The 20,390-nt window shown below is 55.2% G+C and carries 20 protein-coding genes and 1 pseudogene; 17 read left to right on the top strand and 4 right to left on the bottom strand.

All coding sequences use genetic code 11. The features are described 5' to 3' along the window. The first annotated feature begins 40 nt into the window (after nt 1–40). The 3 genes from rpoH (at nt 41) to ABIC80_RS16815 (ending at nt 3,657) form a co-directional block, all read left to right on the top strand. Nucleotides 41–898, top strand: a complete 858-nt coding sequence (gene rpoH, locus ABIC80_RS16825) for an RNA polymerase sigma factor RpoH (RefSeq protein WP_023482062.1) — start codon at nt 41–43, stop codon at nt 896–898. Nucleotides 899–1,046: 148 nt separating this feature from the next. Beyond that, nucleotides 1,047–2,312: a 4-aminobutyrate--2-oxoglutarate transaminase gene (locus ABIC80_RS16820; RefSeq protein WP_429177873.1), complete on the top strand. Its 1,266-nt coding sequence runs from the start codon at nt 1,047–1,049 to the stop codon at nt 2,310–2,312. 241 nt (nt 2,313–2,553) lie between these two features. Next, nucleotides 2,554–3,657, top strand: a complete 1,104-nt coding sequence (locus ABIC80_RS16815) for a branched-chain amino acid ABC transporter substrate-binding protein (protein ID WP_139569052.1) — start codon at nt 2,554–2,556, stop codon at nt 3,655–3,657. Between the two features lie 142 nt (nt 3,658–3,799). Here the strand turns inward: ABIC80_RS16815 and panM are convergent, their stop codons facing one another. After that, nucleotides 3,800–4,183, bottom strand: coding sequence for an aspartate 1-decarboxylase autocleavage activator PanM (panM, locus tag ABIC80_RS16810; RefSeq protein ID WP_094422424.1), 384 nt, complete (start codon nt 4,181–4,183; stop codon nt 3,800–3,802). Between the two features lie 463 nt (nt 4,184–4,646). Here panM and ABIC80_RS16805 point away from each other — a divergent pair. The 12 genes and pseudogenes from ABIC80_RS16805 to ugpQ all read left to right on the top strand — a co-directional run. Continuing rightward, nucleotides 4,647–4,927, top strand: a pseudogene (locus tag ABIC80_RS16805) (hypothetical protein); the annotation flags it as partial. Nucleotides 4,928–5,013: 86 nt separating this feature from the next. Further along, nucleotides 5,014–5,940, top strand: coding sequence for a high-affinity branched-chain amino acid ABC transporter permease LivH (livH, locus tag ABIC80_RS16800; RefSeq protein WP_023482039.1), 927 nt, complete (start codon nt 5,014–5,016; stop codon nt 5,938–5,940). Next, on the top strand, nt 5,937–7,214 hold the full coding sequence (locus ABIC80_RS16795; protein WP_023482077.1) for a high-affinity branched-chain amino acid ABC transporter permease LivM: 1,278 nt from the start codon (nt 5,937–5,939) through the stop codon (nt 7,212–7,214). Before livH ends, ABIC80_RS16795 begins: the two co-directional genes overlap by 4 nt. Beyond that, a complete protein-coding gene (gene livG / locus ABIC80_RS16790; RefSeq protein WP_023482112.1) occupies nt 7,211–7,978 on the top strand; it encodes a high-affinity branched-chain amino acid ABC transporter ATP-binding protein LivG in 768 nt (255 codons plus the stop codon). Before ABIC80_RS16795 ends, livG begins: the two co-directional genes overlap by 4 nt. A 1-nt stretch (nt 7,979) precedes the next feature. Further along, complete coding sequence (gene livF / locus ABIC80_RS16785; protein WP_023482055.1) at nt 7,980–8,693, top strand: high-affinity branched-chain amino acid ABC transporter ATP-binding protein LivF; 714 nt, start codon at nt 7,980–7,982, stop codon at nt 8,691–8,693. A 585-nt stretch (nt 8,694–9,278) separates the two neighbouring features. After that, nucleotides 9,279–9,434, top strand: coding sequence for a type I toxin-antitoxin system Hok family toxin (locus ABIC80_RS16780; RefSeq protein WP_023482078.1), 156 nt, complete (start codon nt 9,279–9,281; stop codon nt 9,432–9,434). A gap of 377 nt (nt 9,435–9,811) precedes the next feature. Further along, complete coding sequence (locus ABIC80_RS16775) at nt 9,812–9,967, top strand: type I toxin-antitoxin system Hok family toxin (protein WP_023482078.1); 156 nt, start codon at nt 9,812–9,814, stop codon at nt 9,965–9,967. A gap of 282 nt (nt 9,968–10,249) precedes the next feature. Continuing rightward, nucleotides 10,250–11,566 carry a sn-glycerol-3-phosphate ABC transporter substrate-binding protein UgpB gene (gene ugpB, locus ABIC80_RS16770; protein WP_305207318.1) on the top strand — a complete coding sequence of 439 codons (1,317 nt, stop codon included), beginning with the start codon at nt 10,250–10,252 and terminating at the stop codon, nt 11,564–11,566. Nucleotides 11,567–11,663: 97 nt separating this feature from the next. Next, nucleotides 11,664–12,551, top strand: coding sequence for a sn-glycerol-3-phosphate ABC transporter permease UgpA (ugpA, locus tag ABIC80_RS16765; RefSeq protein WP_042717163.1), 888 nt, complete (start codon nt 11,664–11,666; stop codon nt 12,549–12,551). Beyond that, nucleotides 12,548–13,393: a sn-glycerol-3-phosphate ABC transporter permease UgpE gene (ugpE, locus tag ABIC80_RS16760; protein WP_200135357.1), complete on the top strand. Its 846-nt coding sequence runs from the start codon at nt 12,548–12,550 to the stop codon at nt 13,391–13,393. The genes ugpA and ugpE overlap by 4 nt, the downstream gene beginning before the upstream one ends. A 1-nt stretch (nt 13,394) precedes the next feature. Then, on the top strand, nt 13,395–14,468 hold the full coding sequence (locus ABIC80_RS16755; protein ID WP_076769382.1) for a sn-glycerol-3-phosphate import ATP-binding protein UgpC: 1,074 nt from the start codon (nt 13,395–13,397) through the stop codon (nt 14,466–14,468). Further along, nucleotides 14,465–15,205, top strand: coding sequence for a glycerophosphodiester phosphodiesterase (gene ugpQ, locus ABIC80_RS16750; RefSeq protein WP_200580546.1), 741 nt, complete (start codon nt 14,465–14,467; stop codon nt 15,203–15,205). Before ABIC80_RS16755 ends, ugpQ begins: the two co-directional genes overlap by 4 nt. Here the strand turns inward: ugpQ and ABIC80_RS16745 are convergent. Continuing rightward, complete coding sequence (locus tag ABIC80_RS16745; protein ID WP_429177871.1) at nt 15,202–15,756, bottom strand: DUF2756 family protein; 555 nt, start codon at nt 15,754–15,756, stop codon at nt 15,202–15,204. The genes ugpQ and ABIC80_RS16745 overlap by 4 nt on opposite strands. Nucleotides 15,757–15,879: 123 nt before the next feature. Between ABIC80_RS16745 and ggt the strand changes: the two genes are divergently transcribed. Beyond that, nucleotides 15,880–17,640, top strand: coding sequence for a gamma-glutamyltransferase (ggt, locus tag ABIC80_RS16740; protein WP_305207321.1), 1,761 nt, complete (start codon nt 15,880–15,882; stop codon nt 17,638–17,640). Nucleotides 17,641–17,675: 35 nt separating this feature from the next. Here the strand turns inward: ggt and yhhY are convergent, their stop codons facing one another. Together yhhY and ABIC80_RS16730 are read right to left on the bottom strand one after the other, a co-directional pair. Beyond that, complete coding sequence (gene yhhY, locus ABIC80_RS16735) at nt 17,676–18,167, bottom strand: N-acetyltransferase (protein WP_429177869.1); 492 nt, start codon at nt 18,165–18,167, stop codon at nt 17,676–17,678. A gap of 217 nt (nt 18,168–18,384) precedes the next feature. Further along, the gene (locus tag ABIC80_RS16730) at nt 18,385–18,993 is read right to left on the bottom strand and encodes a bactofilin family protein (protein WP_200580542.1); all 609 of its coding nucleotides are present in this window, start codon (nt 18,991–18,993) and stop codon (nt 18,385–18,387) included. Nucleotides 18,994–19,230: 237 nt separating this feature from the next. Between ABIC80_RS16730 and ABIC80_RS16725 the strand changes: the two genes are divergently transcribed. After that, nucleotides 19,231–20,268, top strand: coding sequence for an oxidoreductase (locus ABIC80_RS16725; protein ID WP_312424310.1), 1,038 nt, complete (start codon nt 19,231–19,233; stop codon nt 20,266–20,268). Nucleotides 20,269–20,390 lie beyond the last annotated feature (122 nt).

The following is a 20,390-nucleotide window of genomic DNA, read 5'->3' as shown; positions in this document are numbered from 1 at the left end:
ACAGACCGCCGCCAGTTGATAGTGAATTGAGAGGATTTGAATGACCAAAGAAATGCAAACTTTAGCTTTAGCCCCTGTTGGCAACCTGGAATCTTACGTCCGGGCCGCTAACGCATGGCCGATGTTGACGGCTGATGAAGAGCGGGCGCTGGCTGAAAAGCTGCATTACCAGGGCGATCTGGAAGCAGCGAAAAAGCTGATCCTGTCTCACCTGCGCTTTGTTGTTCATATTGCTCGTAACTACTCGGGCTATGGTCTGCCGCAGGCGGATCTGATCCAGGAAGGAAATATCGGCCTGATGAAAGCGGTACGCCGCTTCAATCCTGAAGTCGGTGTGCGTCTGGTCTCTTTCGCCGTGCACTGGATCAAAGCTGAGATCCACGAGTATGTGCTGCGCAACTGGCGTATCGTGAAAGTCGCGACCACCAAAGCACAGCGGAAGCTGTTCTTTAACCTGCGTAAGGCTAAACAGCGTCTCGGCTGGTTTAACCAGGACGAAGTCGAAATGGTCGCCCGCGAACTGGGTGTGACCAGCAAAGACGTGCGTGAAATGGAGTCGCGTATGGCGGCCCAGGACATGACGTTTGATATGTCTTCCGATGACGATGCGCAGGACGGCCAGCCGATGGCACCAGTGCTCTACTTACAGGACAAAACATCTAACTTTGCTGACGGCATTGAAGATGATAACTGGGAAGAGCAGGCAGCCAACAAGCTGACCGATGCGATGCAGGGTCTCGACGAACGTAGTCAGCAGATCATCCGCGCCCGCTGGCTGGACGAAGATAACAAGTCCACGCTGCAGGAGCTGGCCGACCGTTACGGTGTTTCCGCTGAACGCGTACGCCAGCTTGAAAAGAACGCGATGAAAAAACTGCGCGCCGCTATCGAAGCGTAAGCGGCAGCCGCAAACAGACCGGGTCAGCGAAAGCTCACCCGGTTTTTTATTATCTGAATTTCCTCTCACTCCCGGCGCTGGTTAAAACGTCGTCTTAACGAAGGCGCTATATACTTACTCTGTGGGTTGGCATAGAGAGGGGAAAAAGGTGAAGAATAGTGAATTACATCAGCGGCGTGTAGCCGCGACGCCGCGCGGGGTTGGCGTGATGTGCGGCTTCTACGCTGAGAAAGCAGAAAACGCCACGCTGTGGGATGTGGAAGGCAACGAGGTGATTGATTTTGCCGCCGGGATCGCGGTGCTAAACACCGGCCATCGACATCCAAAAGTAATGGCAGCAGTCGAAAAACAGCTCCAGGCCTTTACGCACACCGCGTACCAAATCGTTCCTTACGAAAGCTATGTCTCGCTTGCCGAGCGTATCAACGCGCTGGTTCCCATTGATGGCCCGGCGAAAACCGCCTTCTTCTCTACCGGCGCCGAAGCGGTTGAAAACGCGGTGAAAATCGCCCGCGCTTATACCAAACGTCCGGGCATTATCGCCTTCGGCGGCGGCTTTCACGGTCGTACCTTTATGACCATGGCGCTGACGGGAAAAGTTGCGCCTTATAAAATCGGCTTCGGGCCGTTTCCCGGTTCGGTTTATCACGCCCACTATCCAAATGAATTGCACGGCGTCAGCACTGAACAGGCGCTGCAAAGCCTGACGCATCTCTTCAAAGCCGATATCGCGCCCGATCAGGTCGCCGCAATCCTGTTAGAGCCGGTGCAGGGCGAAGGGGGCTTTAATATTGCTCCGCCAGAGTTTATGCAGGCGCTGCGCGCCCTGTGCGACAGCCACGGCATTCTGCTGATCATCGACGAGGTGCAGAGCGGTTTTGCCCGCACCGGCAAACTCTTCGCCAGCGAGTACTACGCCATCAAACCCGACCTCATGACTATGGCGAAAAGCCTTGCCGGCGGTTTACCGCTCTCGGCAGTTGCCGGACGTGCCGAAGTGATGGATGCTCCTGCGCCTGGCGGCCTTGGCGGAACCTATGCCGGTAACCCGCTGGCGGTGGCGGCAGCGCATGCGGTGCTGGATGTGATTGAAGAGGAGAAATTGTGCGAACGCGCGAACCAGCTGGGCAAAGATCTGGTCGAAGTGCTGACCCATGCGAAAGCGCACTGCCCGCATATTGCCGATATCCGTGCACAGGGCTCGATGGTGGCGGTCGAATTTCAGAATCCGCAAACCGGCGCGCCGTCGCCGGAATTCACCAAACAGGTGCAGGATAAAGCGCTTCAGGCCGGGTTGCTGCTGCTGAGCTGCGGCGTCTATGGCAACGTTATCCGCTTCCTCTATCCGCTGACCATTCCTGATGAGCAGTTCCGAAAAGCACTGGATATTATCCAGCGGTCGCTAATGTCGTAATTATTCAGCCGCCTTATGGGCGGCTTGGTCACGTTCTCGCATCGCTCTGCCGCACAACCTGCAAAATTGCTATTCCTTATTCCATAAAATGGGGTATGTTTTAGCAGAGTATGCTGCTTACAGGGCACTATTCTGCACAATAACAAATATCATATTCTTTGCTTAGGGTAATAAGCGAAGCAGTATTCCAGATAACAACATCACAACAATTGCAAAAACCATAACAATGGGGAAACTCAGGATGAAAATGAAGGGCAAAGCGTTACTGGCAGGATGTATTGCGTTAGCAATGAGCAACGTGGCATTCGCCAAAGATATCAAAGTTGCCGTTGTCGGTGCGATGTCCGGTCCGGTTGCGCAGTATGGCGATCAGGAATTTACCGGTGCTGAGCAGGCTGTTGCCGATATCAACGCAAAAGGCGGCGTCAAAGGCGACAAACTGGTCGTGGTGAAATATGACGATGCCTGCGACCCGAAACAAGCGGTAGCGGTAGCCAACAAAGTGGTTAACGACGGCATCAAATATGTTATCGGCCACCTCTGCTCCTCTTCCACTCAGCCAGCGTCCGACATTTATGAAGACGAAGGCATCCTGATGATCACGCCTGCGGCTACTGCCCCTGAGCTGACCGCGCGCGGTTACAAACTGACGCTGCGTACCACCGGCCTCGACTCTGACCAGGGCCCAACGGCGGCGAAATACATTCTCGATAAGGTGAAGCCGAAACGCATCGCTATCATTCATGATAAGCAGCAGTATGGCGAAGGCCTGGCGCGCGCCGTGCAGGATGGCCTGAAAAAAGGCAATGCCAACGTGGTCTTCTTCGACGGCATCACCGCTGGTGAAAAAGATTTCTCCACGCTGGTGGCGCGTCTGAAGAAAGAGAATATCGACTTTGTTTACTACGGCGGTTACCACCCGGAAATGGGGCAGATCCTGCGCCAGGCACGTGCGGCAGGTCTGAAAACCCAGTTTATGGGACCGGAAGGCGTGGCGAACGTCTCACTCTCTAACATTGCCGGTGAGTCTGCCGAAGGGATGTTAGTCACCAAGCCGAAGAACTACGATCAGGTACCGGCCAACAAACCGATTGTGGATGCCATCAAAGGCAAGAAACAGGATCCGAGCGGCGCGTTTGTCTGGACCACCTACGCCGCGCTGCAGTCGCTGGCTGCGGGCCTGAACCAGTCTGACGATCCGGCTGAAATCGCCACCTATCTGAAAGGTCACTCCGTTGAAACCGTGATGGGGCCGCTGACGTGGGATGAGAAGGGCGATCTGAAGGGCTTTGAGTTCGGCGTCTTTACCTGGCATGCGAACGGTACCGCGACCGACGCGAAGTGATGAATATTTGCTAGTCGCCTTTCGCGCCGCAGGTGCGTTGGCTGTATTCGCCCCGGTTGCTTACGCCTGTAAGCTTCCGGGGATTAACAACTTCCTGCGACATGAAATTGCGCTCAGGCATGGCTTACCTTGCCCGCTATTTTTAGCGCTTTTCCCAGCCATCTTGCTGCGCGGTAAAGCCGAGCGCTTGTGCAAAGGCGGCCATCACGGCGCGATCTTCAACGCCGATATCTGCGATCCACCAGCTGGTCATCGCCGGGTTATCGCGCATCACCTCTTCCACCAGGTATTGCCCGACGCCGCGACGGCGAGTGACATCCCGTACACGCAGCGAATCCAGCGCACCTTCGGTGCCGCGCAGCGTCACACGTACGGCGGCCAGCAGGCGGTCATTAAACCGCGCGGCATAAATACGGTGCGTATCGTCAATATCGAGAGAGGCGGGGGAGTATTCCGGCCAGATTTTCGCTAAATCAATCTGATCCTGCTCGCTGAAACTGGTCAGCCGGATAATGGTTAATTTCATCTACCGTTTGTCCAAAAGGTGAAACAGGGTGTGAGTGTAAACAATTTCACTTACCGGGGCTGGAGACTTTTTTAATTTTAATACAACAGGTGAATAGTTTTAGCGCAGCGACTGGTATAGCCGGAAACATCAGAGATCGAAAAAGAGACAGGATTTTAACCTGACTGATGGCGCTTTCTCCCGCGTATACTGCCGTTATTTTATGCTGGAAGGCGCGTTTTTAGATGTTTATCTCGCGCTGAATACAGAATATTATCTCTGCTTAATCGCCTGAAAAATAGAGTATTTAGTATGGTTTATCTATAAAAACCACGCTAACTCATTAAAGGCGCTGGTAAAAATAGCATTGTGCATTAAAAGTACAGAATGCTTTTTAACCATATAAAAACAAAATTTTCACACAACATCACGAACGGGGTAGCAGGCATGAAAAGGCACGCGCAAGCATTTGTCGCGGGAATGATTGAAAGCCGGTCATGACAACGCGGTCTTGTTTAAAGGTATTACCGTCGGGGAAGTAGTTTTTTCTGCGCTTAACGCTCATCTAAAAAAAGAAAATATCGTCTTTGTCTACTACGGTGGTTATTAACCGGATAGTGGAGAGATGCTGCGCCGGGCGCGCTGAAACAAGCCGCTGACCTGATTAACGCGTTAAAAGCCAACGGGGCTAAAACCGAAACAGGGCCGCTGAACTGGGATGAAAAAGGCGATCTGAAGGGATTTGAGTTGAGTGTCTTCCAGTGACACGCCGATGGTTCGTCTTGTGTGGCGAAGTCACAGTCATCCCTCTCTTTGGACGAAAATCTTGAGAGATTTAAGAAGGTTAAGTTATGTCTGAGCAGTTTCTCTATTTCTTGCAGCAGATGTTCAACGGCGTCACGCTGGGCAGCACTTACGCCCTGATCGCTATTGGTTACACCATGGTGTACGGCATTATCGGCATGATTAACTTCGCCCATGGCGAGGTCTACATGATCGGCAGCTACGTCTCCTTTATGATTATCGCCGCGCTGATGATGATGGGCATCGACTCAAGCTGGCTGCTGGTCGGGGCCGGTTTCGTCGGCGCGATTATTATCGCCAGTGCCTACGGCTGGAGTATCGAGCGCGTTGCTTACCGCCCTGTGCGCAGCTCCAAGCGTCTGATTGCGCTTATCTCCGCCATCGGCATGTCCATTTTCCTGCAAAACTACGTCAGCCTGACGGAAGGCTCGCGCGACGTAGCGTTGCCAAGCCTCTTCAACGGCCAGTGGACTATTGGCAGCAGTGAAAACTTCGCCGCCTCCATCACCACGATGCAGCTGGTTATCTGGATCGTCACCTTTGTCGCCATGCTCGCATTAACGCTCTTTATCCGCTATTCGCGCATGGGACGCGCCTGCCGCGCCTGTGCTGAAGACCTGAAAATGGCGAGCCTGCTGGGCATCAACACCGATCGGGTGATCGCGCTGACCTTTGTGATTGGCGCGGCGATGGCGGCGGTGGCTGGCGTGCTGCTCGGCCAGTTCTATGGCGTGATAAACCCCTACATCGGCTTTATGGCGGGTATGAAGGCATTTACCGCCGCGGTGCTGGGTGGTATTGGCAGCATTCCTGGCGCGATGATTGGGGGGCTGATCCTCGGGGTGGCGGAAGCGCTCTCTTCAGCCTACCTGAGCACGGAGTATAAAGATGTGGTCTCCTTCGCGCTGCTGATTGGCGTCCTGCTGGTGATGCCGACCGGTATCCTCGGTCGCCCGGAGGTAGAGAAAGTATGAAACCGATGCATTTTGCGATGGCGCTGCTCTCTGCCGCCATGTTCTTCATTCTTGCAGGCGTCTTTATGGGCGTACAGCTGGAGCTTAATGGCACCAAACTGGTGGTCGATAACGCGGCGGATATCCGCTGGCAGTGGATCTTTATCGGCACCGCGGTGGTCTTTTTCTTCCAGTTACTGCGCCCTGTTTTCCAGAAGAGCCTGAAAGGCGTTTCCGGGCCGAAATTTGTTCTGCCCGCTATCGATGGATCTACCGCTAAGCAGAAGCTGTTCCTGCTGGCGCTGTTGGTGATTGCCGTGGTGTGGCCGTTTATGGTTTCGCGCGGCACCATCGATATCGCCACCATGACGATGATCTACATCATCCTCGGTCTTGGGCTGAACGTGGTGGTTGGGCTTTCCGGCCTGCTGGTGCTGGGTTATGGCGGTTTTTATGCTATCGGTGCCTACACCTTTGCGCTGCTGAACCACTATTACGGGCTTGGCTTCTGGACCTGCCTGCCGCTGGCGGGGCTGGTCTCTGCCGCTGCCGGTTTCCTGCTCGGCTTCCCGGTGCTGCGCCTGCGCGGCGACTACCTGGCGATTGTGACGCTGGGCTTCGGTGAGATTGTGCGCATTCTGCTGCTTAACAACACCGAAGTGACCGGCGGGCCAAACGGCATCAGCCAGATCCCGAAACCGACGCTGTTTGGCCTTGAGTTCAGCCGCACAGCGCGCGAAGGGGGCTGGGATACCTTCAGCAACTTCTTCAATGTGAAATACGATCCGAGCGACCGCGTGGTGTTCCTCTATCTGGTGGCGCTGCTGCTGGTGGTGCTGACGCTGTTCGTTATCAACCGCCTGCTGCGGATGCCGCTGGGCCGCGCGTGGGAAGCACTGCGTGAAGATGAGATCGCCTGCCGCTCGCTGGGACTCAACCCGACGCGCATCAAGCTGACGGCATTTACCATCAGCGCCGCGTTCGCCGGTTTTGCCGGGACGCTGTTCGCCGCGCGCCAGGGCTTTGTTAGCCCGGAGTCTTTCACCTTTGCCGAATCGGCCTTTGTACTGGCGATAGTTGTACTGGGCGGGATGGGTTCGCAGTTCGCGGTGATCCTTGCCGCTATTTTGCTGGTGGTATCGCGTGAACTGATGCGTGATTTCAATGAATACAGCATGTTAATGCTGGGTGGTTTGATGGTGCTGATGATGATCTGGCGTCCGCAGGGCTTGCTGCCGATGACGCGGCCGCAGCTGAAACTGAAAAACGGCCAGGCAAAAGGAGAGCAGGCATGAGTCAGCCACTGTTATCGGTAAATGGCCTGATGATGCGCTTCGGCGGTTTGCTGGCGGTCAACAACGTCTCGCTGGAGCTGCGACCGCAGGAGATTGTCTCGCTGATTGGCCCGAACGGTGCGGGGAAAACCACCGTATTCAACTGCCTGACCGGGTTTTATAAACCCACCGGCGGCACCATTATGCTGCGCGACCAGCATCTCGAAGGGCTGCCGGGCCAGCAAATCGCGCGTATGGGCGTGGTGCGTACCTTCCAGCATGTGCGTCTGTTCCGTGAGATGACGGTGATTGAGAACTTACTGGTGGCGCAGCATCAGCAGTTAAAAACCGGGCTCTTCTCTGGCCTGTTGAAGACGCCCGCATTTCGCCGCACGCAGAGCGAAGCGCTCGATCGCGCCGCGACCTGGCTTGAGAGGATCGGTTTGTTAGCCCACGCTAACCGCCAGGCCAGCAACCTGGCGTACGGCGATCAGCGCCGTCTGGAGATTATCCGCTGCATGGTGACACAGCCGGAGATCCTGATGCTGGATGAACCGGCGGCAGGGTTAAACCCGAAAGAGACCAAAGAGCTGGATGAGCTGATCGTCGAGCTGCGTAACCATCACAACACCACCATCCTGCTGATTGAGCATGATATGAAACTGGTGATGGGCATTTCCGACCGGATTTATGTCGTTAACCAGGGAACACCGCTGGCCAACGGAACGCCGGAAGAGATTCGTAATAACCCGGACGTGATCCGCGCTTATCTGGGTGAGGCATAAGATGGAAAACGCAATGTTATCTTTCGACAAAGTTAGCGCCCACTACGGCAAAATCCAGGCGCTGCACGAGGTCAGTCTGCATATTAATCAGGGGGAAATTGTGACCCTGATTGGTGCCAACGGTGCGGGGAAAACCACTTTGCTCGGCACGCTGTGCGGCGATCCGCGCGCTACCAGCGGCCGCGTGGTATTCGACGGCAAAGATATTACCGACTGGCAAACGGCGAAGATTATGCGTGAAGCGGTCGCGATCGTGCCAGAAGGCCGCCGCGTGTTTTCGCGTATGACCGTGGAAGAGAACCTGGCAATGGGCGGCTTTTTCGCCCACCGCGATCAATACCAGACGCGTATTAAATGGGTGTATGAACTCTTCCCGCGTCTGCATGAACGCCGCATACAGCGCGCCGGTACCATGTCCGGTGGTGAACAGCAGATGTTGGCGATAGGCCGCGCGCTGATGAGCCAGCCGCGCCTACTGCTGCTGGATGAGCCGTCCCTCGGGCTGGCACCGATTATCATCCAACAGATCTTCGACACCATTGAGCAGTTGCGTAAAGAGGGAATGACTATCTTCCTCGTGGAGCAAAACGCTAACCAGGCGCTGAAGCTCGCCGATCGCGGCTATGTGCTGGAGAACGGGCATGTGGTGCTTGAAGATACCGGCGATGCGCTACTGGCGAATGAAGCGGTGAGAAGTGCTTACCTCGGCGGCTAACACGTTGAAGTAAAAACATAAAAACCGGCCTCGCAAGGGCCGGTTTTTTTCTGAAAAATGCACTTCCGCCATGTACAGCGAAAGGGTTCGCAACAGGATGCGGGCGGCGCTTGAGGCTTTTTGCCTCATGGCTGTGCTTCAGGAAGTTATGCAGAAATGGTGTGAGGCAGAAAGATGAAAGCCCCGAGTCAATTTTTCAATTAACCCGAGGCTACACTTACGCATCAGCAACGTCAGCGTAGCCTCTTACCTGCTGAAAGGCAAGGAAGTGAAGCTGCGCAAATAAGGGGCTTTCTGGTTCGCCGGGAAGTCCTTTTTTATTAGTGAAAACAGTAACATCAGCGATCGGGTTTAAATCTGAAAAATATATTTCAGCCAGGAAGTATGGCGTATGACCGGGATATGATGCGGGCGGCGCTTGAGGCTTTTTGCCTCATGGCTGTGCTTTAAGAAGTTATGCAGAAATGTTGTGAGGCAGAAAGATGAAAGCCCCGAGTCAATTTTTCAATTAACCCGAGGCTACACTAACACATAGACAACGTCAGCGTAGCCTCTTACCTGCTGAAAGGCAAGGAGTTATAGGCGATGAAAATCCCGCAAACTTTTATCTGCTGCGTGTTTATTCTCTGCTTCACGCTGCTGATATTCACCTATCTGACCCGCAAATCCCTGTGCGAGCTTCGCTATCGGGATAAGGAGAGAGAGGTGGCGGCTTTGATGGCTTACGAATCCGGTAAGTAGCGACCTGGGGCAGGGAGCAATCCCTGCCTTTCAGGTGCAATGATGTTGTTGCAGCGTTGCCTTCGAGCGCCGCTTAAAGGGCTTCCTGGTTCGCCGGGAAGCCCTTTTTTATTATCGAAAACAGTAACATAAGCGATCGGGTTTAAATCTGAAAAATATATTTCAGCCATGAAGTATGGCGTGTGGCCGGGATATGATGCGGGCGGCGCTTGAGGCTTTTTGCCTCATGGGCTGCATTTAGAAGTAATACGCAGAAATGTTGTGAGGCAGAAAGATGAAAGCCCCGAGTCAATTTTTCAATTAACCCGAGGCTACACCAACGCATCAACAACGTCAGCGTAGCCTCTTACCTGCTGAAAGGCAAGGAGTTATAGGCGATGAAAATCCCGCAAACTTTTATCTGCTGCGTGTTTATTCTCTGCTTCACGCTGCTGATATTCACCTATCTGACCCGCAAATCCCTGTGCGAGCTTCGCTACCGGGACAAGGAGAGAGAGGTGGCGGCTTTGATGGCTTACGAATCCGGTAAGTAGCGACCTGGGGCAGGGAGCAATCCCTGCCTTTCAGGTGCGATGATGTTGTTGCAGCGTTGCCTTCGAGCGCCGCTTAAAGGGCTTCCTGGTTCGCCGGGAAGCCCTTTGTCTGAACCGCCATTTTTCCTTCATCTTTCCATCACTTGCACGACATCTGCCTGACGCCTGGCTGTCATGCTTTTGTAATTAAAAAGTTATTTTTCTGTCATTCGAGCGTGTCATGTTACCTCGCGAGCACAAAACGCGTGATATCGCGCATCCCGTATAACAAGAGAGAGCACAATGACGACGTTACGACATACAGCTTTGGGTCTGGCGCTGGGATTTGTTTTTGCTGGCAATGCCATGGCCGTAACCACTATCCCGTTCTGGCACTCCATGGAGGGCGAGTTAGGCAAAGAGGTCGACTCCCTGGCGCAACGTTTTAATGATTCCCACCCTGACTACAAAATCGTTCCGGTCTATAAAGGCAACTACGAGCAGAACCTGAGCGCGGGCATTGCCGCCTTCCGCACCGGCAATGCGCCGGCGCTGCTGCAGGTTTACGAGGTTGGTACCGCGACGATGATGGCCTCGAAAGCGATTAAGCCGGTTTACGAAGTTTTTAAAGATGCCGGTATCACCTTTGACGAAAGCCAGTTTGTGCCGACCGTTGCGGGTTACTACACCGATTCAAAAACCGGGCATCTGCTCTCTCAACCGTTTAACAGCTCCACACCGGTGCTTTATTACAATAAAGATGCCTTCAAAAAAGCAGGCCTGAACCCGGATCAACCGCCAAAGACCTGGCAGGATCTGGCGGCCTACACCGCGAAGCTAAAAGCGGCGGGCATGAAGTGCGGTTACGCCAGCGGCTGGCAGGGCTGGATCCAGATCGAGAACTTTAGCGCCTGGCACGGTCTGCCGGTCGCTACTAAAAACAACGGTTTTGACGGTACCGATGCGGTGCTGGAGTTCAATAAGCCGGAGCAGGTGAAACATATCGCCATGCTGGAAGAGCTGAACAAGAAAGGCGAATTCAGCTACTTTGGCCGTAAAGATGAATCCACCGAGAAGTTCTATAACGGCGACTGCGCCATCACCACCGCCTCATCCGGTTCGCTGGCTGATATTCGCCACTATGCGAAATTTAACTACGGGGTCGGCATGATGCCCTACGACGCCGACGTGAAGGGCGCGCCGCAAAACGCCATTATCGGCGGTGCCAGCCTGTGGGTAATGAAGGGCAAAGATGACGCGACTTACAAAGGCGTGGCGCAGTTCCTCGACTTCCTGACTAAACCAGAAATCGCTGCCGAGTGGCATCAGAAAACCGGTTATCTGCCTGTCACCAAGGCCGCGTACGATCTGACGCGCCAGCAGGGTTTCTATGACAAAAACCCGGGGGCGGATATCGCCACGCGCCAGATGCTGAACAAGCCGCCGTTGGCCTTCACCAAAGGGCTGCGTCTGGGCAATATGCCGCAGATCCGCACCGTGCTTGATGAAGAGCTGGAGAGCGTGTGGACCGGTAAGAAGACCCCGCAACAGGCGCTTGACTCTGCGGTTGAGCGCGGTAACCAGTTGCTGCGCCGTTTCCAGCAGTCGACCAAGTCTTAATGTATTAAGGGCCGGATAAGCGCAGCGCTTGTCCGGCCTGTAAATCGGTCAATCTATCGCGTTGCCGCCCCCCGGCATTTTCAAAAAGAGTCTTGCTATGTCCGCATCCCGTCCGGTGTTTCGTTCACGCTGGCTACCCTATCTGCTCGTCGCGCCGCAGCTGGCGATTACAGTGATTTTCTTTCTCTGGCCTGCGGGCGAAGCGCTGTGGTACTCCGTGCAGAGCGTCGATCCCTTTGGTCTCTCCAGTCAGTTTGTCGGGCTGGATAACTTTACCGCGCTGTTCCACGACAGCTACTACCTCGACGCCTTCTGGACAACAATCCGTTTTAGCGCGATGGTCACCTTCAGCGGCCTGTTGGTCTCGCTGTTCTTTGCCGCGCTGGTGGATAACGTGGTGCGCGGCAGCCGCATCTACCAGACGTTGATGCTGCTGCCCTATGCCGTGGCACCTGCCGTTGCCGCCGTATTGTGGATCTTTCTGTTCAATCCCGGACGCGGCTTGATTACGCACTTTCTTGAGCAGTTTGGCTATGACTGGAACCATGCGCAGAACAGTGGTCAGGCGATGTTTTTAGTGGTGTTCGCCTCGGTCTGGAAGCAGATCAGCTACAACTTCCTCTTCTTCTTCGCCGCGTTGCAATCCATTCCCCGCTCGCTGGTGGAAGCCGCTGCCATTGATGGCGCTGGACCCATTCGCCGTTTCTTCAAGCTTTCACTGCCGCTGATCGCACCCGTGAGCTTCTTTCTGCTGGTGGTCAACCTCGTCTACGCCTTCTTCGATACGTTCCCGGTTATCGATGCGGCGACCGCCGGTGGCCCGGTGCAGGCGACCACTACGCTTATCTATAAGATTTACCGCGAAGGGTTTGCCGGGCTGGATCTCTCCACCTCTGCGGCGCAGTCGGTGATCCTAATGGTGCTGGTGATTGTGCTGACGGTGGTGCAGTTCCGTTATGTCGAAAGTAAGGTGCGCTACCAATGATTGAGAATCGCCCAGGGCTGACGCTGTTCAGCCATATCATGCTTATCTTAGGCGTTGCGGTGGTGCTGTTTCCGCTCTACGTCGCGTTTGTCACTGCCACGCTTGATAATAACGCGGTGTACGACACGCCGATGACGCTGATCCCCGGCGGCCATCTGTGGGAGAACCTGCGCGCGATTTGGATTAACGGCGTCGGTCCCCACAGCGCGCCCTTCTGGCTGATGCTGACTAACAGTTTCATCATGGCGCTGGTGATAACCGTAGGGAAAATCTCAGTTTCGATCCTCTCGGCCTTCGCCATCGTCTGGTTTCGTTTTCCGCTGCGAAACCTCTTCTTCTGGATGATCTTCAGTACCTTGATGCTGCCAGTAGAGGTGCGCATCTTCCCGACGGTGGAAGTGATCGCCAATCTTAAGATGCTCGACAGCTATACCGGCCTGACCTTGCCACTGATGGCCTCTGCTACCGCGACTTTTCTCTTCCGCCAGTTCTTTATGACGCTGCCGGATGAACTAATCGAAGCCGCGCGCATTGATGGCGCCTCGCCCATGCGCTTTTTCCGCGACATTGTGCTGCCGCTGTCGCGCACCAATCTTGCGGCGCTGTTCGTCATCACCTTTATCTACGGCTGGAACCAGTATCTATGGCCGTTGTTGATCATCAGCGACGTCAACCTTGGCACCGCCGTGGCGGGCGTTAAAGGGATGATGTCGAGCGGCGAGGGCACGACGCAGTGGAACCAGGTGATGGCCGCGATGCTGCTGACGCTGATCCCCCCGGTTGTTATCGTTTTAACCATGCAGCGCGCCTTTGTGCGCGGTCTGGTCGACAGTGAGAAATAAGATGTCATCTCTAAAATTACAGGCAGTGACAAAAAGTTGGGACGGCGGCAAAACTCAGGTGATTGAGCCGCTGACGCTGGATGTGGCCGACGGCGAATTTATTGTCATGGTTGGCCCGTCGGGCTGCGGAAAGTCGACGCTGCTGCGCATGGTTGCCGGGCTGGAGCGCGTCTCCGGCGGCGATATCTGGATTGACCGCCAGCGCGTCACGGAGAAGGAGCCGAAAGATCGCGGTATCGCGATGGTGTTCCAGAACTATGCCCTTTATCCGCACATGAGCGTGGAGGAGAACATGGCCTGGGGGCTGAAAATCCGCGGTATGGGCAAAGCGCATATTGCCGGACGCGTGGCGGAAGCGGCGCGTATTCTGGAGCTTGAAGGCCTGCTGAAACGTCGCCCGCGCGAACTCTCCGGCGGTCAGCGCCAGCGCGTGGCGATGGGCCGCGCGATTGTGCGCGATCCGGCGGTCTTTCTGTTCGATGAACCGCTCTCCAACCTTGATGCCAAGCTGCGCGTGCAGATGCGCCTTGAGTTGCAGCAGCTGCATCGCCGCCTTAACACCACCTCGCTCTATGTCACCCACGATCAGGTGGAAGCGATGACGCTGGCACAGCGCGTGATGGTGATGAATAAAGGCGTCGCCGAGCAGATCGGTACGCCGGTTGAGGTGTATGAAAAGCCCGCCAGCCGTTTTGTCGCGAGCTTTATCGGCAGCCCGGCGATGAATTTACTCGATGGGCACATCAGCCAGACCGGCACTCACTTTGAACTGGCAAGCGGCATGGCATTGCCGATTAACTGGCACTATCGCGGTTATGCCGGGCGGAAAATGACGCTGGGTATCCGCCCGGAACATATTGCGCTAAGCTCACAAGCCGCAGGCGGCGTACCGCTGGTGATGGATACGCTGGAGATGCTCGGCGCGGATAATCTGGCCCATGGCCGCTGGGGTGAGCAGAAACTGGTGGCGCGTCTGTCGCATCAGGAGCGCCCGGCACCCGGCAGCACGCTGTGGCTGCATCTGGCGGAACATCACCTGCACTTATTCGATGGTGAAACAGGACAACGCGTATGAATAACTGGCCCTATCCCCGCATCGTCGCCCATCGCGGCGGTGGAAAACTGGCCCCGGAAAACACCCTGGCAGCGATCGATGTCGGCGCCAGATATGGCCACACAATGATCGAATTTGACGCCAAATTATCAAAAGATGGGCAGATCTTCCTGCTGCATGATGACAACCTGGAGCGCACCAGCAATGGCTGGGGCGTGGCGGGCGAGCTGGCGTGGAGCGATCTGCTGAAAGTTGATGCCGGGAGCTGGTACAGCGGCGAGTTTAAAGGCGAGACGTTGCCGCTGCTGTCGGAGGTGGCGCAGCGCTGCCAGCAGCATGGCATGATGGCAAATATTGAAATCAAACCGACGACCGGAACCGGCCCGCTGACGGGCAAAGCCGTTGCGCTTGCTGCCCGCGAGTTGTGGTCAGAGATGACCCCGCCGCTGCTCTCGTCGTTTGAGATCGATGCGCTGGAAGCGGCGCAACAGGCCGCACCGGAACTGCCGCGCGGTCTGCTGCTGGATGCCTGGCGCGATGACTGGCAGGAGGTGACCGATCGCCTGGCCTGCACCTCTATTCATCTCAACCACAAATTGCTTGATGAAGCGCGCGTTCGCATGCTACGCGACGCCGGTCTGCGCATCCTGGTTTATACGGTGAATCAACCGGCGCGTGCGGCGGAGTTGCTGGCGTGGGGCGTCGATTGCATCTGTACGGATAATATTGACGCTATCGGGCCCCACTTTGGCGCTTAAGGCGTAGTGGTTTGCGGTGTGCTGTGCAGCATGCCGCCACTTTGCGTTTGGGTCTGCGGCAGCATATGCGGCTGCTGCAGGGTCGAACCGCTGGCGCTGTTTTGCGGATGTAACATTCCGCCGCCGCCGCTTTCCTGGCTTAGCATTTCGCCCCCGTTACTGCTGCTCTGGTTCAACGCTCCTGCGTTGTTACTACTCTGTTGACTGAGCATCCCGCCACCGCTACTGCTGCCCTGGCTTAACATCCCGCCGTTGCTGTTGGGGAGCACTTGCTGGTGGGCGGGGTCGAGCTCCCCCGGCTGAGCCTGCCTTATTCGCTGTGAATTATCGTTCATCTGCATTTGCAGGTTCTGTTGCTGCTGGCGGCTCTGAGTCTGCTGCTGCTGTTTCAGTAACCCTTGCTGCTGCTGTTGCTGGTTGAGCATTTGCGTCTGCATCCGCTGCTGGCTTGGCACGACATACCCCGGTTGATTCGGGTTATTTGTCGGGTTAAGCGGCTGTGCGAAAGCGGTAAACGGCAGCAGTGCTGCCACAATTACAAGGCGTTTCATTCTCATCTCCTCCCGTTGAGGCCTGCCCCTAAGTTTAGTCGCATTCCTGCATGACCATGATTTTTTGCGCATTGTGAACCAGACTTAAGCGGGAACTGTAGCCCTTCTTTGTGGAGAACGACGATGATCAAACAGCAGTTTGCGCGTTGGGCGGCAATCGCCGCGCTGACGGCGGGAGCATGTTTCAGTGTCGGCGCTGCGCCGCCGCCTGCTCAGGCACCCGCGCCAGCCCCCGTTTCGTATGGGGTAGAAGCCGATGTCTTTCATCCGGTAGTAGCCCATCAGGGGATGGTGGCCTCTGTGGATGAAGCCGCGACCCGCGTGGGTGTGGAGATCCTCAAAGAGGGCGGTAATGCGGTCGATGCGGCGGTCGCGGTCGGCTATGCGCTGGCGGTGACCCATCCGCAGGCGGGCAATCTGGGCGGTGGCGGGTTTATGATGATCCGCACCAAAGAGGGCAAGGTCACGGCGATCGATTTCCGCGAAATGGCACCCGCAGCCGCCACGCGCGATATGTTTCTTGATGAGCAGGGCAACCCGGACAGCAAAAAATCCCTGACCTCCCATCTCGCTTCCGGTACGCCCGGCACGGTCGCCGGCTTCTCGCTGGCGCTGGAGAAGTACGGCTCGCTGCCGCTGAAAAAGGTGGTGCAGCCTGCCATCAAACTGGCGAAGCAGGGCTTTACGGTTAACGATGCGCTGGCGGACGATCTCAAAACCTACGGCAGTGAAGTGCTGCCAAATCACGACACCAGCAAGGCGATCTTCTGGAAAGAGGGCCAGCCGCTGAAGAAGGGTGACAAGCTGGTGCAAGCCAACCTCGCGAAGAGCCTTGAGCTGATTGCTGAAAAGGGGCCGGATGGTTTCTATAAAGGCACAACGGCAGAGCAGATCGCCCAGGAGATGAGCAAAAACGGCGGGCTGATCACCAAAGAGGATCTGGCGAATTATAAAGCCGTTGAGCGTACGCCGGTGAGCGGCGACTACCGCGGTTATCAGGTCTACTCTATGCCGCCGCCATCCTCTGGCGGGATCCATATCATTCAGATCCTCAACATCCTGGAGAATTTCGACCTCGCGAAATATGGCTTCGGCAGCGCCGATGCGATGCAGGTAATGGCGGAAGCGGAAAAATATGCCTACGCCGACCGCTCTGAATACCTCGGCGACCCCGATTTTGTCAAAGTGCCGTGGCAGGCGCTAACCAACAAAGCGTACGCCAAATCGATTGCTGAACAGATTGATGTCAATAAAGCGCGCCCCTCCAGCCAGATCCGCCCTGGCAAGCTGGAACCTTATGAGAGTAACCAGACCACGCACTTCTCGGTGGTGGATAAAGAGGGGAATGCCGTTGCGGTGACCTATACGCTGAATACCGTGTTTGGTAGCGGCATTGTGGCCGGTAATACCGGTATTCTGATGAACAACGAGATGGATGACTTCTCCGCCAAACCGGGCGTGCCAAATGTTTATGGCCTGGTGGGCGGCGATGCGAATGCTATCGGGCCCGGCAAGCGTCCGCTCTCATCCATGTCGCCAACTATTGTGTTGAAAGATGGTAAAACCTGGCTGGTCACCGGTAGCCCTGGCGGCAGCCGGATTATCACTACCGTGCTGCAAATGGTAGTGAATACCATCGATTATGGAATGAACGTTGCCGAAGCGACCAATGCGCCACGGTTCCATCATCAGTGGTTGCCGGACGAACTGCGCGTAGAGAAGGGCTTCAGCCCTGACACCCTGAAACTGTTGGAGCAGAAGGGGCAGAAAGTTGCGGTGAAAGCCTCAATGGGCAGTACGCAGAGCATTATGGTTGGGCCGGATGGCACGCTGTATGGTGCGTCCGATCCGCGTTCGGTAGATGATTTAACCGCAGGATATTAAAGAAATCTCCCTCTCCCGACCGGGAGAGGGATCTTTTAGCCCTTCATACGCGCCATATAGTACGAATCGACATACTCGCCGTTACGCAGGGCGTGGCGTTTCGCCGTGCCTTCCACTTCAAAACCAAATTTGCGGTAGACCGCCAGCGCGGGTGCGTTATCGGCATACACCGACAGCTCAATGCGGTCGATGCGCAGCCAGTTATCACACAACTGCACCATCTCGTTGATTAACGCGCTGGCGACGCCGCGGTTTTGAAACTGAGGCGCAACCATAATGCCAAAGCTGGCGACGTGGCTGCGACGCGGGTTCTGCTCGACCATTAAACCGAGATGGCCCGCTACCCGCTCATCAAGCGTGGCAATCAGATCCCGGCGTCCCGGCTGCGGCGTCAGGCGTTTATGCCAGTGGTCGGAAGAGGGATGAGGTAGCTGGAGTAGGTTTTGATACACCTCGGGCTGCGCGTAAATCTGTCGTAACGGTTCGACATCGTGCATTTCAGCGTGGCGTATCACTGTCTCGCTCATCCTGCTTCTCCTGTTGGTTGGGTTAGCTTTCACATTCCGGTCTTTCAGGCGAAGCGTCAACTGCCATTTTTTGTCACAGGGGGTAGACAAGTGCGAATGATAATGATTATTATTGCCATGCGTTCAGGGAAACCGTACGGTAATCCTGAAAGCACGACATTGCTCACATTGCTTCCAGTATTTCTTAGCCAGCCGGGTGCTGGCTTTTTTTTACCTGCTATTCAGCGGCTCGCTTCTTCTCTTTCTCAACGCTTAATTTCGCGATCGGCGCAGTGAGTTTCGCCTGGCCTGAGAAGGTGCCACCTTTCTTGATGGTCAACGCGCTGTAGGTCAGCGTACCGTTGATGTTGCCATTCTCCTCAATATTCAGCGTGTCGCTGCTGCACTCGCCGTTTACCGTGCCATCAATAAACAGTTCGCGACAGGAGAGGTTACCTTCAACCACGCCGTTGCGCATGATGCGGATAATGTTGTCTTTCGCTTCGATATTGCCGGTAAGCGTGCCGTAAATATGCACTTGCCCGTTCGAGGTAATGTTGCCGACAAAGTTGGTGCCGCTGGCAACAACCGTGTTCTGCTTCTCATCGCGCAGCGCCTCTTTTTCGTTAATCAGTGAGGCTGCAATCGGTTGTAGTGGGGGCGTTTTTGGGGTTTTCTCTTTACCAAACATAGCGTTAACCTGATGTTGTACAAAGTGTAAGAAGAAGCCGAGAAGCGTTAGCGATGCCGCAACCAGTGCCCAGAGCCGTGCGTCAATGCACCAGCTCCCCAGCGCGAAGGCCCAAAAAGCAAGAGCGAGATTTAAATACCAGTAGTGCTTATCCATGCTGTATTGCGCGCAACTCCCTGCGTGGTGGGTGCTTCTGACTTATGAAAGGGGCAAAAGGATATTGCCGCGTGTTTTATGCGGGAATTAGGGGTGGCGATCAAGAGCGTGGAGGAAAAATCGGAATTTATAAATGGCTTAAAAACATAACAATAATCGATAAATAGAAGCTTCTGGTTTTAGCTCTCGCCGCGCCTGGTCTAAGGTAAAGAGAGATATTCTGCAAAGGACGACACGATGACTCTACATTGCGCATTTATTGGGTTTGGTAAAAGCACCACCCGTTATCACCTGCCTTATGTTCTTAACCGTAAAGCCAGCTGGCACGTGGCGCACATCTTCCGCCGCCATCCGAAGCCAGAGGAGCAACATCCTGATTATCAGCACATCCACTTCACCAGCGATCTGGATGAAGTGCTTAACGATCCGCAGGTCAAACTGGTGATCGTCTGTACCCATGCTGATAGCCATTTCGACTATGCAAAACGCGCGCTGGAAGCGGGTAAAAACGTGCTGGTCGAGAAGCCTTTCACGCCGACCATGGCTGAAGCGATCACGCTATTTGAGCTGGCGAAAAGCAAAGGCCTGACGGTGACGCCGTATCAAAATCGCCGTTTCGACTCCTGCTTCCTCACCACCAAAAAGGTGATTGAGAGCGGCAAACTGGGTGAAATCGTCGAGATCGAAAGTCATTTTGACTACTACCGCCCACAAGCGGAAAGCAAGCCGGGTCTGCCGCAGGATGGCTCGTTTTATGGCCTTGGCGTGCACACCATGGATCAGATTATCTCGCTGTTTGGCCGCCCGGATCATGCCGCGTACGACATTCGCAGCCTGCGCAATAAAGCCAATCCTGACGATACGTTTGAAACACAACTCTTCTATGGCGATCTGAAAGCGATTGTGAAAACCAGCCATCTGGTCAAAATCGATTACCCGAAATTTATCGTCCATGGCCGTAAAGGCTCGTTCGTTAAATATGGCGTCGATCAGCAGGAGACCAGCCTGAAGGCGAATATCATGCCGGGCGATGCGGGCTTTGCCGCAGATGACAGCGTGGGCATTCTGGAGTACGTCAACGAGGCGGGCGAAACGGTGCGTGAAGAGATTTCGCCCGAGCCAGGCGACTACGGGCGCGTCTACGATGCGCTCTATGAAACGCTGACGAACGGCGCGGAAAATTACGTCAAGGAAACTGACGTTCTTACCAACCTCGAGCTGCTGGAACGCGCGTTTGAGCAGGCGTCACCTGCCACGATAACCCTCGCCAACTAAGGCTGAATGGCTCCTCTGCGCTTGTTCACTTTTTTTGAACAGAGGAGTCAATTTTCACCCTCTATGATTGGGCAATGATTGCGTCCACACTTACCCCATCGAAAACAGACGGGGTAAACAAG

This window comes from Kosakonia sp. 1610 (assembly GCF_050435845.1).
Lineage (GTDB): Bacteria > Pseudomonadota > Gammaproteobacteria > Enterobacterales > Enterobacteriaceae > Kosakonia > Kosakonia cowanii.
This window is presented reverse-complemented; position numbering and strand designations above follow the sequence as displayed.